General features: G+C 64.6%; 14 protein-coding genes and 1 tRNA gene. 9 read left to right on the top strand and 6 right to left on the bottom strand.

The features are described 5' to 3' along the window. Positions 1-34 precede the first annotated feature (34 nt). From tpiA to AC1VVM_RS12685, 3 genes are all read left to right on the top strand, one after another. The gene (gene tpiA, locus AC1VVM_RS12695) at positions 35-793 is read left to right on the top strand and encodes a triose-phosphate isomerase (protein WP_482904211.1); all 759 of its coding nucleotides are present in this window, start codon (positions 35-37) and stop codon (positions 791-793) included. 156 nt (positions 794-949) lie between these two features. Further along, on the top strand, positions 950-1363 hold the full coding sequence (gene secG / locus AC1VVM_RS12690) for a preprotein translocase subunit SecG (protein WP_482905101.1): 414 nt from the start codon (positions 950-952) through the stop codon (positions 1361-1363). A gap of 160 nt (positions 1364-1523) precedes the next feature. Further along, positions 1524-3152 (top strand): CTP synthase, encoded by a 1629-nt coding sequence (locus AC1VVM_RS12685; RefSeq protein ID WP_482904210.1) that lies wholly within the window; start codon positions 1524-1526, stop codon positions 3150-3152. A gap of 59 nt (positions 3153-3211) precedes the next feature. Here the strand turns inward: AC1VVM_RS12685 and AC1VVM_RS12680 are convergent, their stop codons facing one another. Continuing rightward, positions 3212-4147: an AEC family transporter gene (locus AC1VVM_RS12680; protein WP_482904209.1), complete on the bottom strand. Its 936-nt coding sequence runs from the start codon at positions 4145-4147 to the stop codon at positions 3212-3214. Positions 4148-4304: 157 nt separating this feature from the next. Next, positions 4305-4772: an Hsp20 family protein gene (locus AC1VVM_RS12675; RefSeq protein ID WP_482904208.1), complete on the bottom strand. Its 468-nt coding sequence runs from the start codon at positions 4770-4772 to the stop codon at positions 4305-4307. A 161-nt stretch (positions 4773-4933) separates the two neighbouring features. Here AC1VVM_RS12675 and grxC point away from each other — a divergent pair, with 161 nt between their 5' ends. The 6 genes from grxC to AC1VVM_RS12645 all read left to right on the top strand — a co-directional run bounded on the left by grxC (position 4934) and on the right by AC1VVM_RS12645 (position 8074). Then, positions 4934-5197: a glutaredoxin 3 gene (gene grxC / locus AC1VVM_RS12670; protein ID WP_132385456.1), complete on the top strand. Its 264-nt coding sequence runs from the start codon at positions 4934-4936 to the stop codon at positions 5195-5197. Between the two features lie 12 nt (positions 5198-5209). Then, positions 5210-6031, top strand: a complete 822-nt coding sequence (locus AC1VVM_RS12665; protein WP_482904207.1) for a carbon-nitrogen hydrolase family protein — start codon at positions 5210-5212, stop codon at positions 6029-6031. Positions 6032-6056: 25 nt separating this feature from the next. Next, positions 6057-6566 carry a DUF1178 family protein gene (locus tag AC1VVM_RS12660; RefSeq protein WP_482904206.1) on the top strand — a complete coding sequence of 170 codons (510 nt, stop codon included), beginning with the start codon at positions 6057-6059 and terminating at the stop codon, positions 6564-6566. A 369-nt stretch (positions 6567-6935) separates the two neighbouring features. After that, positions 6936-7061 (top strand): hypothetical protein, encoded by a 126-nt coding sequence (locus tag AC1VVM_RS12655; protein WP_482904205.1) that lies wholly within the window; start codon positions 6936-6938, stop codon positions 7059-7061. After that, positions 7058-7753 carry a hypothetical protein gene (locus AC1VVM_RS12650; RefSeq protein ID WP_482904204.1) on the top strand — a complete coding sequence of 232 codons (696 nt, stop codon included), beginning with the start codon at positions 7058-7060 and terminating at the stop codon, positions 7751-7753. Before AC1VVM_RS12655 ends, AC1VVM_RS12650 begins: the two co-directional genes overlap by 4 nt. Positions 7754-7997: 244 nt before the next feature. Continuing rightward, positions 7998-8074, top strand: a tRNA-Arg gene (locus AC1VVM_RS12645). A 42-nt stretch (positions 8075-8116) separates the two neighbouring features. Here AC1VVM_RS12645 and AC1VVM_RS12640 read toward each other — a convergent pair. The 4 genes from AC1VVM_RS12640 to AC1VVM_RS12625 all read right to left on the bottom strand — a co-directional run bounded on the left by AC1VVM_RS12640 (position 8117) and on the right by AC1VVM_RS12625 (position 14440). Next, positions 8117-11329: an error-prone DNA polymerase gene (locus AC1VVM_RS12640; RefSeq protein WP_482904203.1), complete on the bottom strand. Its 3213-nt coding sequence runs from the start codon at positions 11327-11329 to the stop codon at positions 8117-8119. After that, positions 11326-12861: a Y-family DNA polymerase gene (locus AC1VVM_RS12635; protein ID WP_482904202.1), complete on the bottom strand. Its 1536-nt coding sequence runs from the start codon at positions 12859-12861 to the stop codon at positions 11326-11328. Before AC1VVM_RS12635 ends, AC1VVM_RS12640 begins: the two co-directional genes overlap by 4 nt. Then, positions 12749-13513: an ImuA family protein gene (locus tag AC1VVM_RS12630; RefSeq protein ID WP_482955122.1), complete on the bottom strand. Its 765-nt coding sequence runs from the start codon at positions 13511-13513 to the stop codon at positions 12749-12751. Before AC1VVM_RS12630 ends, AC1VVM_RS12635 begins: the two co-directional genes overlap by 113 nt. Before the next feature lie 114 nt (positions 13514-13627). Then, the gene (locus AC1VVM_RS12625) at positions 13628-14440 is read right to left on the bottom strand and encodes an alpha/beta hydrolase (RefSeq protein ID WP_482904200.1); all 813 of its coding nucleotides are present in this window, start codon (positions 14438-14440) and stop codon (positions 13628-13630) included. Positions 14441-14459: the final 19 nt, after the last annotated feature.

The following is a 14459-nucleotide window of genomic DNA, read 5'->3' as shown; positions in this document are numbered from 1 at the left end:
CGCAGACCAAAAAATGATTCAGGGTTTTTGTTAGATGGCTGCTCTGCCTTACATCGTCGGTAACTGGAAAATGCATGGCACGCGCGCGATGCTTACCGAGGCGCGCGCGATTGACCGGGCTGCCGCACGCTTTCCCAAGGTGCAGGTTGCCCTCGCTCCGCCCGCCACGCTGATCTTCCGCATGCGCGACGCTGTCGAGCTGATCGGCGTCGGCGGTCAGGATTGCCGTTCCGAGGAGAGCGGCGCTTTCACCGGCGATATCTCCGCGCCCATGCTCAAGGATGCCGGTGCGGACTTCACCATTCTCGGCCACTCGGAGCGCCGCACGCTCCACGGCGAGAGTGACGCGCTCGTGAAGGCCAAGGCCGAGGCCGCGCTGGGTGCGGGCCTTGCGGTGATTCTCTGCGTCGGTGAAACCGAAGCGCAGCGCGACGCGGGCGATGCCGTCGCCGTGGTCGCCGCGCAGCTTGAGGGTTCGTGCCCGCGTACCGACGGGGCGCCCGAAAAGCTTTCGATTGCCTATGAGCCGGTCTGGGCCATCGGCACCGGCCGCGTACCTTCGATCGAGGACGTGGCCGAAATGCATGCAGCGATCCGCGCAAAGCTCGTCGCGCTTTATGGCGAAGGCGGTGCGGACGTGCGTATCCTTTACGGCGGCTCAGTAAAGGCTGAGAACGCGGCCGAGCTGCTCTCCGTGCCCGACGTGGGCGGAGCGCTGGTTGGCGGTGCCAGCCTGAGCGCCGAAAGCTTCACGGCCATCATCGGCGCCGCGGCCCTGCTGGACGCCGACTGACACCGAAATGTTGCGCTTTGCCGGAAGCGAACGGGCAGCGATGTCGTTCGAATTCCGGCTGGTGGCTTGCGCAGGGGCGCTCCAGCGCCTATCTGCGCGGCTTGAATCGCGGGACGAGCAATCGCCCCCTCCGAAAGATCGAGACTTAACACGATGCTGTTCACTTTCCTGACCGTGGTCCAGGCCATCGTTGCCCTGCTTCTTGTGGTCGTGATTCTGATTCAGAAGTCGGAAGGCGGCGGCCTTGGTGTTGGCGGCAGCCCCTCGGGCATGCTTTCGGCGCGCGGCGCGGCGAACTTCCTGACGCGCGCGACCGGCGGTCTTGCTGCGGCTTTCGTGATTCTCTCGATCGTGCTTGCGGCGCTGGCGGTCAACAAGACCGGCGACGACGTCGATACTTCGCTTCAGCGTGCAGCGGTTCCCACCGCGCCGGCACCGGCCGCTCCGGCGCCCGCGCCGACCGATCCGCTCGCCGGCGCGGCCAATCCGGCCGCCGCTCCGGCCGCTCCTACCGGTGGCGCCACTCCGGCCCCGGCGAATGATCCGCTTTCGGGTGCCGCTGGCCACTAAACCGGCCCGGTACCCCCGCGTATCATCGTAAAGAGAATGCCGTCTGGCTCTGACAGACGGCATTCTATCGCTTTTTGGTCTTTGGCCATCCGTTTGATCTGTGGATTGAAGCACAGCGCTCTTGCGCTCGTGCCCCCATGCAATTTAAGGGCCGACTCCCATGGCGCGGCATATTTTTATCACCGGCGGCGTGGTTTCCTCGCTCGGTAAGGGTCTCATGGCGGCGAGCCTCGCCGCACTTCTGCAGGCACGCGGTTATCGCGTCCGCATCCGCAAGTTCGACCCCTACCTGAACGTCGATCCGGGCACGATGAGCCCCTATCAGCACGGCGAAGTCTTCGTTACCGACGATGGGGCCGAAACCGACCTCGACCTTGGCCACTACGAGCGCTTCACCGGCGTCTCGGCGCGCCAGGCTGATAACATTACGTCGGGCCGCATCTATCAGGACATCATCGCCAAGGAGCGTCGCGGCGCCTACCTCGGTGCCACGGTCCAGGTTATTCCGCACGTTACCGACGCGATCAAGGACTTCGCCATGGCGGAGACCGAGGACCTCGACTTCGTGCTTTGCGAAATCGGCGGCACCGTCGGCGATATCGAGGGCCTGCCCTTCGTCGAGGCGCTGCGCCAGATGCGCAACGAGCTCGGCCGCGAGCAGACCTGCTTCGTCCACGTCACGCTGGTGCCTTACATCGCCGCTGCCGGCGAGCTGAAGACCAAGCCGACGCAGCACTCGGTGCGCGAACTGACCGGCCTTGGCATCCAGCCCGACATCCTGCTGTGCCGCTGCGATCGCGAACTGCCCGAGAGCGAGCGCCGCAAGATCGCGCTGTTCTGCAACGTGCGTCCGCAGGCGGTCATTCCCGCGCTCGACGCGCCGAACATCTACGCGGTGCCGCTCCAGTATCACATGGAAGGCCTCGACGCGGAGGTTCTGCACCACTTCGGCATGTCCTCGCCCGCGCCGGAACTCCGCCGCTGGAGCGACATCACCGACCGTTTCGAACACCCCGAAGGCGAGGTGACCATCGGCGTCGTCGGCAAGTACGTCGGCCTGCCCGATGCCTACAAGTCGCTGAACGAGGCGCTCGTCCACGGTGGGATGGCCAACCGCGTGAAGGTCAACGTCAACTGGATCGATGCCGAGATCTTCGAGAAGGAAGATTCGGAAATTGCCGCTGCCCTCGAACCGATGCACGGCATTCTGGTGCCCGGTGGCTTTGGTGAGCGTGGTTCGGAGGGCAAGATTGCCTCGGTCCGGTTCGCCCGTGAGCGCGAGGTGCCGTTCTTCGGCATCTGTCTCGGCATGCAGATGGCCTGCATCGAAGGCGCGCGCGCTGCCGGTATCGAAAAGGCCAGCTCGACCGAGTTCGGCCCGACCGAAGAGCCCGTGGTTGGCATCATCACCGAGTGGATGACCGAAGACGGCCTCCAGACCCGCGCCGAAGGTGGCGATCTGGGCGGCACCATGCGTCTTGGTGCCTACAAGGCGATGCTTTCGCCCAACAGCCACATCGCCGCGATCTACGACGCGACCGAGATTTCGGAACGCCATCGCCATCGCTACGAGGTCAACGGAAAGTACCGTGACGCGCTTGAGGGCAACGGCCTGATCTTCTCCGGCATGTCGCCCGACGGCCTGTTGCCCGAGATCGTCGAGCGTCCGGACCATCCGTTCTTCGTCGGCGTGCAGTTCCACCCCGAACTCAAGTCGCGTCCTTTCGAACCGCATCCGCTGTTCAAGGGCTTCATCGCTGCCGCGCTGCGTCAGGCGCGTCTGGTCTGATCGGACCGGATCGAATTTGGAAGGGCCGGCCTCCCCAGCGGAGCCGGCCCTTTTTCGTTTCAGCCGAGAAGCGAGAGCAGCAGCGTCACCGTACCGATCGAGAGGATCGTGGAGGTGAGGATGACTTTCGCGGTCAGCGCGCCTTCGCGGCGGTGGAATTCGGCCAGCATGAAAGGGCCGGTGCCGGTAGGCAGCGCTGCCAGCAGTACCGCCGCATTGCGCAGCGGTGCGGGCAGGGGAAAGACCCATAGCGCCAGAACCAGCGTCAGCGCCGGATAGACGAAAAGCTTGAGCACCACGAGAAGCGCGGTCGTGCCAGCCGCGCCTTCGCCCTTGTCGCGCGGTTCGGCCAGGAACATGCCGAGGCAGACCAGCGCGCAAGGGCTGGCGGCCGAACCCAGCAGCTTGAGGAACGCATCGAGCGGGGCGGCAATGCCAAGGCCGCTCGCCATCACCGCCGCGCCGGCCAGCGGGGCCAGCACCAGCGGATTGCGAAACAGCGCCTGGCCGACGCGCAGCATGATAACGGCGGGATTTCCGCCCTTCTGGTTACCGAATTCGATCAGCACGATGGCGAGCGCGAACAGCACGCAGACGGTGTTGATCGTGGCGATCAGGGTAAGCGTCTGGGATGCCGGTCCGAGCGTCGCCAGCAGCAGCGGAAAGCCAAGGAAGGCGGTGTTCGAGTAGCTCGAATTGAGTCCAAGGATCGCGGCATTGCCGATGTCGCGCCCCATCCAGCGGCTCGCGGCCACGGTCAGCACGAAGAACGCGAAAGTGCTGATCGCGAAGACGGCGACGAAGCCCGGTTGCCAGAGCTGGGCAAGGTTTGCCTTGGCAACGATGTCGAACAGCAGCGCGGGCAGGGCGAGATAGACGACGAAACGGTTCAGCTCGGTGGTCGATTGCGGACTGAAGATGCCGACGCGGCGGGCCAACCAGCCGACAAATGTCAGCGCGAAGATCGGCAGGACGACCAGAAGTATCGAGAGCATGGTGGAATTGCGGTCCGCTATGTCGGGAGCGTGCCGCTTATCGGTTGCAACGCTCGCGTTCCAGCGCGGAAACGGCGTAGGGATGTGCGGTAGACGCAAAAAGGGTGGCCCGGATGTCCGGACCGCCCTCGATCATGTCAATGCGTCAGGGCTGCAATCAGGCCGCCGCTATCTCGTCGGAGCCGCCTTCGACCACGGTCAGCGTATTGCCGCCGATCGCGATCTTCTTGGGCTTCATCGCCTCGGGCACCTCGCGCACGAGGTCGATCACGAGTAGGCCGTCGGCAAGGTCTGCCTGTTCGACGCGAACATAGTCGGCCAGTTCGAAGCGGCGCTCGAACCCGCGCTGGGCGATGCCGACATGCAGCATCTCGCCTTCATTGCCATCGTCGGGCTTATTGCCCCGAACGACGAGGAGGTTCGCCTGCGCGGTGATGTCGATGTCGGCCGGCTTGAAGCCCGCCACTGCCAGCGTGATGCGATAGGCGTCGGCACCGCGACGTTCGATGTTGAAGGGGGGGTACTTGTCGCCGGCGTTGGCGCGGGCCTGGTTCTCGATCATGTCGAACAGGCGGTCGAACCCGACCATGGTGCGGCGATAGGGGGTAAAATCGATGCGATTCATGACAAAAATCCTCGTCTGAGCAATCTTCGTTTGATGAGGCCCGAAAGCTCGGCGCCTCGTAATCGAGCCATCCCCATGGCGGGCCATGACTCGAGTGATTAGATATGGTAGCGCCCCACGCTTTCAAGGGGACGCTAACCCTTTTGACGGAGCCCGTTTTGATGAGTGAACCGAAGGTCGAGATCTACACCAAGTGGGGTTGCCCTTATTGCGTCGCGGCCAAGGCGCTGCTCGACGACAAGGGTGTGCCTTATGAGGAGTACGACGTGACCATGGGCGGACCCAAGCGCGCCGAAATGGAAGAACGCGTGCCCGGCGCGCGCACCGTTCCGCAAGTGCTGGTGAACGGAAAAGCCTATGGCGGATTCGACGACATCAATGCGCTCGACCGTGCGGGTGAGCTTGACCCCGTCCTCGGCCTGTAAGGCGCCGGACAGATGACGCGCGCCGCGCTATTCCAGATGACCACCGGTATCGATCCGGCGGTCAATGCCGAGGCGATCGTTGCCGCTGTCGCCGAAGCGAAAGCGGGCGGTGCGGCCATGCTGTTCACGCCCGAGATGTCCGGCCTGCTGGACCGCAAGCGTGATCGTGCGGCCGCCAGCATTGTCACGGAGAGCGAGGACCGCGTACTTGCCGCCGTGCGCGACGCGGCGGTGCGGGAAGGCTTGTGGGTCCACATCGGTTCGCTTGCGGTGCGCCCCGAAGGCGGTGACGGCCGATACGCCAACCGCGCCTTCGTGATCGACGACAAGGGCGAGATTCGCGCCCGCTACGACAAGATGCACATGTTCGACGTGGATCTTGCGACCGGGGAATCCTGGCGCGAATCCAATGCCTATGCGCCGGGCGACAAGGTGGTGACGGTGGACACGCCGCTGGGCCGCCTGGGCCTTGCGATCTGCTACGATGTTCGCTTTCCCGCGCTGTTCGAGGCACTGGGGCGTGAAAAGTGCGACGTGATTGCCATTCCCGCGGCCTTCACCGTGCCCACCGGCAAGGCGCACTGGCAACTGATGCAGCGCGCCCGCGCGATCGAGGCCAGCGCATTCGTGCTGAGTGCTGCGCAAGTCGGCCATCATGAGGACGGACGAGAGACTTACGGGCACAGCATCGCGGTCGATCCCTGGGGCGATGTTCTGATCGACATGGGCGGCGAGCAGGCGGGGCTTGGCTTCGTAAACCTCGATTTCGCGCGCATTGCCGAAGTTCGCGCACAATTGCCGAGCCTTGCCAATCGCCGCGCGATCGCCAAATAAGCGGTTAAACGCAAGAAGTGTCGCAATGATTGTCTATGATCTCGAATGCCGGGGCGCGCGCCATCGGTTCGAAGGCTGGTTCAAATCCTCCGATGATTTCGTGCGTCAGCAGCAAGGCGGCCTCCTGTGCTGCCCGCAATGCGGTACCGGGGATGTCAGCAAGGCGCTTCAGGCACCAAGGCTGGCGCGCAAGGGCAATCAGCGGTCCGAACCGGTTCCGTCCTCGCGGGCCGTCTTCAAGCCAGAGCCGCAGCCGGTCGCTCCACGCGAAATGCCTGTCGCCAGCGCGCCCCTGCCACCCCAGGCCGTCGAACTGATCCGAAAACTGGCGAAGATGCAATCCGAAGCGCTGAAGGACAGCCGCTATGTCGGGAAGAGCTTCGTCGATGATGCGCGCGCCATGCACTACGGCGAGCGCGAGGCGGAAGTGATCCACGGCGAAGCCAGTGTCGAGCAGGCACAGGAGCTTATTGAGGAAGGCATCGCCGTGGCGCCCCTGCCGTTTGCGGTGGTTCCGCCTGAACAAGCGAATTGAGCGAATTGCGGTCCTTCACGCACTGAGGCGCGAGACTCTAAGAATGCCCGAGGCAACGATGCCATCGATGCCGGCATTCGGCCCAATGGGGCGCTTCAGTGCGATTGGTTTGTGAGCGGGCGAAACGTCGACACACTATTTGCGCTAAATCCCCCTGACTTTCACCGAAAGGAAAAGGGGGTTTGGACTGACCTCGTTTTGACATGGGTATGTGCCACGGGGCAGTTTCAGCGATCGAGCCAACGTAAGGCGTTGTGTACGAAGCGACACCCATTGCTCGATTGCCAAATCCTTGTGAGAAATCGGCAATCTGAAAAGGCGTGAGCATTACGCGTGAACTGCCGTTCGTCCGCCGGTGCGGATCACGGAATGGCATTTGACATTGCGGACCGGGAAATGGTCGATCCTGCCCGTCTACAAACCGCGCTCGCCTGCGGCTGGAGACTGGTCGCCACGCCAAGCGGCGCCGACGAATTTGGAAAGACAGTTTCATGAGCCTTCGTTTCATCTTCATGCTCACGCGCAACGATCGAACTGTCGAGGACGCCATGGAACATGTCCAAACCGCGCTGGGCCTTGGCGTGCGGCACATCGGCTTCAAGGATATCGGCCTGTCGCCGGACCGACTGAAAACGCTGAACGCGGCGATCCGGGAGGGCGGGGCGACCTCCTATCTCGAAGTCGTCTCGCTTGGCCGCGATAGCGAGATCGCCTCGGCAGGGGTTGCGGTTGATATCGGCGTGGATGTGCTGCTCGGCGGTACGCATGCCGAGGACGTGCTGCCCATCATTGCCGATACGGAAATCCGCTATTTCCCGTTTCCCGGCCGAATTTCCGGCCATCCGAGCGTGCTGGAAGGGACTATCGCGGAGATCGTCTCCAGCGCGGCGGAACTGTCCGCCCGTGAAGGTGTGCATGGGCTTGACCTGCTCGCCTATCGTTCGACGGAGGATGCTTCGACCTTGATCGGGGCTATCTGCTCGGCGGTGTCCAAGCCTGTCTATGTCGCGGGCTCGATCGACAGGCCGGAGCGGATTGCAGCCGTGCAGAAGGCGGGCGCAGCGGGCTTCACGATCGGCACGGCCGCGCTCGATAGCAAGTATCCGGCCGACGATGAGCGATTGCCGGGTCAACTTGCCGCGATTATCCGCGATCTTGCGGCTTTGGGCCGAGACAAATTGGAATAGAACAGATGTCCGGCGTGAGCGTGATCGGTAACGACAGGATTCAGGCGCCAAATTGACAACAGCCACAACCGCCTTGCGAGCCCACCCTTCACACGGGCGGGGGCGCACGGTCTGCCTGTTCCTCATTCTGCCGCGCCGCGTAAGCGATTGCCATTGCTGGTAAGGGGAGCCGTCTCGCCTGCACGACCAATTTACGAACAGGCTGGACGCATGATGCGTCCATCGATAAGGACCGCCGATAAGTGGCCCCGTAGCTCAGCCGGATAGAGCGACAGATTCCTAATCTGTAGGCCGCGCGTTCGAATCGCGCCGGGGTCACCACTTTCCGCACCTCGTCCTCGCCGACTGCGCCCGCTCAACCCGTTAGTGGAAATCCCTCGATCTTGGGAGGATGCGCACATTGCGGGGATGCGACGAGTGTCGGATTTCGTCACCGCGTCCGCTGTCGGGAAGAGCGTGTTGAGGCTGCGATGCTTGTGCCTGTGAGAGGCGGGACAATGCGTTGCTGGCATCGGTGACCTTGGTGACGATCAGGTGAACCACGTCCTCCTTGCTCCGCTGAACCTCGCCATCGATCACCATGAGGCGTGCGGCCATGAGCGCGCGTCGTTGGGGCTCCATATCGCGTGCCCAGAGCAGCGCGTTGACGACCCCGGTCTCGTCCTCGATCGTGATGAAGATCGCATTGCCCTTGCCGGGCCTCTGGCGGACCAGCACAACCCCCGCAACGCGCAGTTTCGTGCCGTCCCGCGCTGCGTTTACCGTGGCGCAGTCGGTAACGCCTCGCTCTGCGAAATGGCCGCGCAGGAATTGCATCGGGTGGCCCTTCAGGGAAAGCCGCTGGGTCTGGTAATCGGCCATGACTTCTTCCGACGGCGTCATGGCCGGTAGCGGTGCATCCGGTTCCTTGCCCAGTTCCGGCGCATCCAGCGCGGCGAACAGCGGTAATTGGACGGGCGGAACGCGCCGCGTTTCCCACCCGGCTTCGCGCCGGTTCTGCCCCAGCGAGCCCAGTGCGTCGCCATCGGCCAGCAGGCGCAGCGCGCGGGCAGGCAATTCGGCGCGGCGGGCAAGGTCTTCCATTCCGGCGATGGGCCGTTCCTTGCGCTTTTCGGTCAGCATCTCCGCCCATTCCTCGCGAAAGCCGTCGATCTGGCGCAGGCCAAGGCGCAGCACGCGCTCATTCTCCAGCGTATTGTCCCATTCGCTGGCATTGACGTCGATCGGGCGCACTTCGACCCCGTGCTCCTGCGCATCCCGCACAAGCTGGGCGGGGGCATAGAAGCCCATGGGCTGGCTGTTGAGCAGTGCGCAGGTGAACACTGCCGGATAGTGGCATTTCAGCCATGACGAGACATAGGCCAGCCAGGCAAAGGCCTGCGCGTGGCTTTCGGGAAAGCCGTATTCGCCGAAGCCCTTGATCTGCTCGAAACATCGCTCGGCGAACTCGCGGGGATAGCCGCGTGAGACCATGCCTTCGATGAGCCGGGGCTGGTAATGATGCACGGTGCCGTTGTGGCGGAATGTGGCCATGGCGCGCCGGAGGCCGTCTGCCTCTGCGGGTGTGAAACCGGCTGCGACCATGGCGAGTTTCATCGCCTGTTCCTGAAACAGCGGGACGCCGAGTGTCTTCTCGAGAACGCCTTCGATTTCGCCCTTAGGTCCTGGATATACAACCTCTTCTTCCTTGTTCCGTCGCCGCAGATAGGGATGGACCATGCCACCCTGAATGGGCCCAGGCCGCACGATGGCGACCTGGATGACGAGATCGTAAAGGCATTCGGGCTTCATGCGCGGCAGCATGGCGATCTGCGCGCGGCTTTCGACCTGAAAGGCGCCGATGCTGTCTCCCTTCTTGAGCATATCGTAAGTGGGCTTGTCCTCGATCGGAACGGTGGCCAGCGTCAGGTCGCGCAGGTCATGATCGCGCAGCAGGTTGAAGCTCTTCCGGATCGCGGTGAGCATGCCCAGCGCCAGCACGTCAACCTTCATCAGGCCCAGCGCTTCGAGGTCGTCCTTGTCCCATTCGATGAACGTGCGATCCGGCATCGCGGCATTGTGGATCGGCACCAGTTCGTCGAGCCGCCCTTCGCTCAGCACGAAGCCGCCGACATGCTGCGAGAGGTGTCGCGGAAATTCGAGCAATTGGCCGACCATGTCGCGCAGGCGCGCCAGTTCCGGATTGCCGGGATCGAAGCCGGCCTCGGCAAGGCGGCTTTGGGGCAGTTCCTCGTCGCCCCAGCTACCCCAGATCGTGCCTGACAGGCGGCTGGTCACGTCCTCGGTCAGACCCAGCGCCTTGCCCACCTCGCGGATGGCGCTGCGCTGGCGGTAGCGGATGACAGTGGCGGCGATCCCGGCCCGGTCGCGGCCATAGCGCTTGTAGATGTACTGGATCACTTCCTCGCGCCGCTCGTGCTCGAAGTCGACATCGATGTCCGGCGGTTCGTTGCGTTCGCCCGAGAGAAAGCGTGAAAACAGCAGCTTCTCCCGCACCGGATCGATCGGCGTGATCTCCAGCAGGTAGCAGACCAGCGAATTGGCGGCCGAACCTCGCCCCTGACACAGGATCGGCGGTTCGCGGGTGCGGGCGTGGTTGACGATATCATGAACGGTCAGGAAGTAGCAGGCGTACTTCTTGTCGCGGATCAGGCTGAACTCCTCGTTGAGCACCTTGCGGTAGCCATCCGGCAATCGGTCGCCGAAGCGTTTCCTGGCACCTTCCATCACGAGATGTTCGAGCCAGCTCTGCGGCTCCCAGCCTTCCGGCACCGGTTCGCGCGGATATTGGTAGACCAGTTGGTCGAGCGTGAAGTGGATGCAGTCCTGCAAGTCCTGCGTGGCGGCTATGGCTTCGGGGCAGGCGAGGAAGAGGCGCGCCATTTCCGCAGGCGGCTTGAGATGGCGCTCGGCATTGGCGGCAAGGCGGCGGCCGGCGGTCTGGACGGTCAGGCCTTCGCGGATGCAAGTGAGCACGTCCTGCATCGGCCTGTCGTCAGGCGTGGCATAGAGCGCATCGTTGGTGGCGATCAGCGGCACGCCGGTCCGCGCGGACAGTGTCATGCGCTGTTTCAGATAGCGGGCATCGCGTCCGGCGCGGGGCATGGTGGCGGCGAGCCAGAGATGGGGCGTCGCGGTGCGCAGGGTTTCGAGCAGGGCGGCATCGCCGTCCATCGCGATCAGGGCCATGTCCTGCGCGTGCTCGAGCAGGTCGGGCAGGTGCAGCGTGCATTCGCCCTTTTCCGCGCGGCGATTACCCAGTGTGAGCAGCCGCGTCAGCCGTCCCCAGCCGTGGCGCGTGGTGGGGTAGGCGACTATGTCTGGAGTACCGTCTGCAAAGATCAGTCGCGCGCCGACGAGGAGCCGGAAACCGCTTCCGGCTCCGCCCAGTTCCCGCCATGCCTTGAGCGCACGGGCCACGCCGGCCACGGTGTTGCGGTCCGCGATGCCGATGCCGGTCATGCCCAGCGCATGGGCCCGCGCGACCATGAACTGCGCGTGGGAGGCGCCGCGCAGGAAGCTGAAGTTGCTGGCGGCCACCGCCTCCAGGAAGCGAGGGGCTCCGGCATCGCTCATGGAAACAGCCCGTGCAGATACCAGCGCGGGCTGGAGGTTTCCTCGAACAGGCCGTGCCGGAACATCCAGTAACGCCGCCCTTCGGCATCCTCGATCCGGTAATAGTCGCGGGTCGGCGGTTTTTCGCCGGAAAGATGGCCCGTCGGCTTGCGCCACCATTCCGCCCCGATGCGCTCGGGCCCCTCGGCAAGTCGGACCTCATGCAACCGGTTTTTCCAGCGAAAACGCAGCGGAGGGCCATCCGGCACGCCGGCGACCACGTCCACCGGCTGCGGAGGATCGAGCAGCAGGACCGGGCGCGCAGGCCGGTCTTGCACATTGGGCCAGTCGCTGGCTTGCACCCGCATGGCCGGTTCCAGCTTTTGCGCCACTTCCGGTAAGTGCCTGTCGCAAGGCGTGAGGCGGCGAACGCGGTTCGGGCCGAGCCGGACGCTGAGCCTGTCGATCAGGGCGGCCAGATCGTCGGTCAGGTCTTCCGCCGCGCCTTCGAGCGCCATCTGGCGCGAGGGCAACGGTTCGGTGCGCGAGACCGCCAGTTCGATCGAATCGAAGCCGAAACCGGGATCGAGGGGATCGGACAGGGTGTCGATCCGTTCGTGGAGCAGCCGCATCACGATGGCCGGATCGCGTTCCGGGCGGCCCGTTTCCACGACCAGTCGGCGCCGGGCATTGTCACTCCGGCAGAGCACGACCGTGAAACGGCGGCCGCCCAACTGACGGGCTTCCATGTCTTGCGCCGCTTGCTCCAGCAGGTCCTCGATAGCGTCGAGCGCGTCGTCGGTGCGGATAAGAGGCTCTGGAAAGCGCGTTTCGAGACGGATTGGCGGAGAAACGCGGCGCGGGGCGATTGCGCTGGAAGCCTCCCCCAGGATCTGGCGCAGGCGCGTGACCATCTCCTCGCCGAAACGGGCGGCCAGCGTCTGCATCGGTCGCCGGGCAAGGTCGCCAATCTGCCGCAGGCCAGCTCTGCGCAAGGCCGCCTGCGCCTCCTCGGGCAGTTCCAGTGAGGTGATGGGCAGGGCCAGCACATCCTCGTTTTTGCCGCCATGCCGAGCCAGTGCACGCGCGGCCGCCGCGTTCGGTCCCAGCGCGTGGCGGGTGGTGTAGCCGGACAGGGACACGGCTTGCCGCGCCAGTTCGGCTTCGCCGCCGAACAAGTGCGAGCACCCGGTCACGTCGAGCACGATCCCGTCGGGCGGATCGGCAGCGACCATGGGAGTGAAGCGCACCATGGTCCGCACCAGAGCATCGAGTTCGCGGGTATCGAGCGCCGGATCGGCCGGACGGGTCGCCAGCGTCGGACAGCGCGCCCGGGCGTCGGCCAGAGTCATGCCCTTGTCCAGTCCTGCCGCGTTCGCGCAGGAATCCACGGCGGTCAGGCGCAGGGCATTACCTACTCGCGATACGAGGGCAAGGGGTTCAGGCGGCGCGGGTATGCTCGGGCCCGCTACCTTCCGCACCCTCTCGCATGCCAAATAGGGGAACCACAGTGCCAGGCAGCGGCGCCCGGTGGGTTGTGTCGTCAGTTGCATCGCGGAATGTTCCATGATCCCCATCCCATTCCAGCCGCCACCGGCGGCCTGCGGGGCCATTGCGCCAGCGCAGCAGGGTCGCCTCCATCGCGGGCGATCCCGGGGCATTGGCTTCGAGGGCGTGGGAAGGCGCGCTGGATATGGCCCAGCGTGTCTGCGCGGCGCTGGGACGTGGTTCGGCATCCTGACGCAGCACGATGACCCGGCAGCGCGATTGTTCGGCCGCCAGAGCCAGCCTTCTGCTGGCGGTCAGGTCGTACTTCGCAAAAGATCCGCGCGTTTCCAGCAGGACGAGTTCCACGCCCGGGCAGCGCGCCGCTTCGAGACCCGCGCGCAAGAGGTCGAGTTCGTTTTCGGTCTCCACAAAGAGCAGCCGGGCAGGGGGCACGCCGAGCAGCGCCAGCCCGTCTCCAGCGGGGATCGCCCGGCCGGGTGCCCGGGCCATTTGCACGAACACCGCCGCGCCGGGCTTGCCGGGCTCACCCCTGAGATCGCTTCGGCACAGGGCAAAGGCAAAAGCGGCGGCGCGGTCGTCTGCGCTCGCGTGGATTTCGTGCAGGCGCCCGCATTCGAGCGGGGGTAGTTCACTACCGGCCGCCAGTGCGAGGCGCTCGGCCACGCTTCCCGTCAATTTGAAGACCTTGTCGGCCATACTCCGAATCGCCTGATATGTTCTCTATATGTTCCATACAACAACCTTCGCCGCTTGCCAAACGGAGCGGCGATCAGCAGCCTCGATGTACGGGGATCTTCAGGCGTTACAGCGTCAGCCGGCAAAGGCCGTGGCGACCGTTGCGGTCATCGTCGCGAACATGGGGGAGCCGTGGCCCCGGCCCCGAAGTGCCAGATATCGGGCCTGTGCCCCGCGGTTCTGCCAGCGAGCGACCAGCGCCTCTCCCGCGGCGCCGCTGCATCCGTCAGGACCGCGTTCGGCAGTACCGCTGGCGATCAACAGGCGGGTCTTCAGCGTGGGATCGGCCTTGCGCTCCTGCGCCTCCAGCATGCCGCCGCCGAACCAGAGTGACGGGTTCACCGCGACGATTGTCGAATAGCAGCGTCTCGTAAACAGGCTGTGCAACGCCAGCAGGCCGCCGAAGTTGTGCCCGGCAAGCGTTTGCTGCGCGGGATCGAGGTGCCAGCGTCCCTCGACCAGTGGGCGGAACGTCTCTTCGATTAGATCGAGGAAACGCTCCGCGCCACCGGTTGGGACGCCGCTAGCGGGAAAGCCCTTGGGGATCGCGTAGCCCGGCACCGCAGGGGTGTAATCGGCGATGCGGCGCTCCAGCGGGCCGGATTCGATGGTGACGATCATGCCTTCCGCGATGCCCTCGCTCCGCGCGAGACGGCGGGCAGTCATTGTGGCAATCGCGAAATCGTCCTCGCCACCAAGCAGCCAGAGCACGGGCCAGCCTTGTGCGGGCGGCTCACCTTCGGGCCACGAGACCAGAATGCGGTAGAGGTGACCGTCGGGGGCAGGAATTTCCTGCATATCCGAACGCGGCAGAGCCCACGGCGCCGCGTCGAACGGATCCGCAGAAAGCATCGAGAGCAAGGCTGTGATACCCAGGATAGGCTGCATGGTGGGGGCTCCTTGACCA

The sequence above is a fragment of the Novosphingobium sp. BL-S-33 genome, assembly GCF_056857025.1.
Note: the sequence above shows the minus strand (reverse complement) of the source record. Positions and strands in the feature narration are given on the sequence as shown.

What these genes read in the sequence shown, in the direction of transcription:
- AC1VVM_RS12660 (WP_482904206.1), top strand. Translation starts at nt 6,057, where the DNA reads ATGATTGTCTATGATCTCGAATGCCGGGGCGCGCGCCATCGGTTCGAA.
- AC1VVM_RS12665 (WP_482904207.1), top strand. Translation starts at nt 5,210, where the DNA reads ATGACGCGCGCCGCGCTATTCCAGATGACCACCGGTATCGATCCGGCG.
- AC1VVM_RS12650 (WP_482904204.1), top strand. Translation starts at nt 7,058, where the DNA reads ATGAGCCTTCGTTTCATCTTCATGCTCACGCGCAACGATCGAACTGTC.
- AC1VVM_RS12630 (WP_482955122.1), bottom strand. Translation starts at nt 13,513, where the DNA reads ATGGCCGACAAGGTCTTCAAATTGACGGGAAGCGTGGCCGAGCGCCTC.
- AC1VVM_RS12635 (WP_482904202.1), bottom strand. Translation starts at nt 12,861, where the DNA reads ATGCAACTGACGACACAACCCACCGGGCGCCGCTGCCTGGCACTGTGG.
- AC1VVM_RS12680 (WP_482904209.1), bottom strand. Translation starts at nt 4,147, where the DNA reads ATGCTCTCGATACTTCTGGTCGTCCTGCCGATCTTCGCGCTGACATTT.
- AC1VVM_RS12655 (WP_482904205.1), top strand. Translation starts at nt 6,936, where the DNA reads ATGGCATTTGACATTGCGGACCGGGAAATGGTCGATCCTGCCCGTCTA.
- grxC (WP_132385456.1), top strand. Translation starts at nt 4,934, where the DNA reads ATGAGTGAACCGAAGGTCGAGATCTACACCAAGTGGGGTTGCCCTTAT.
- tpiA (WP_482904211.1), top strand. Translation starts at nt 35, where the DNA reads ATGGCTGCTCTGCCTTACATCGTCGGTAACTGGAAAATGCATGGCACG.
- AC1VVM_RS12675 (WP_482904208.1), bottom strand. Translation starts at nt 4,772, where the DNA reads ATGAATCGCATCGATTTTACCCCCTATCGCCGCACCATGGTCGGGTTC.
- AC1VVM_RS12625 (WP_482904200.1), bottom strand. Translation starts at nt 14,440, where the DNA reads ATGCAGCCTATCCTGGGTATCACAGCCTTGCTCTCGATGCTTTCTGCG.
- AC1VVM_RS12685 (WP_482904210.1), top strand. Translation starts at nt 1,524, where the DNA reads ATGGCGCGGCATATTTTTATCACCGGCGGCGTGGTTTCCTCGCTCGGT.
- AC1VVM_RS12640 (WP_482904203.1), bottom strand. Translation starts at nt 11,329, where the DNA reads ATGAGCGATGCCGGAGCCCCTCGCTTCCTGGAGGCGGTGGCCGCCAGC.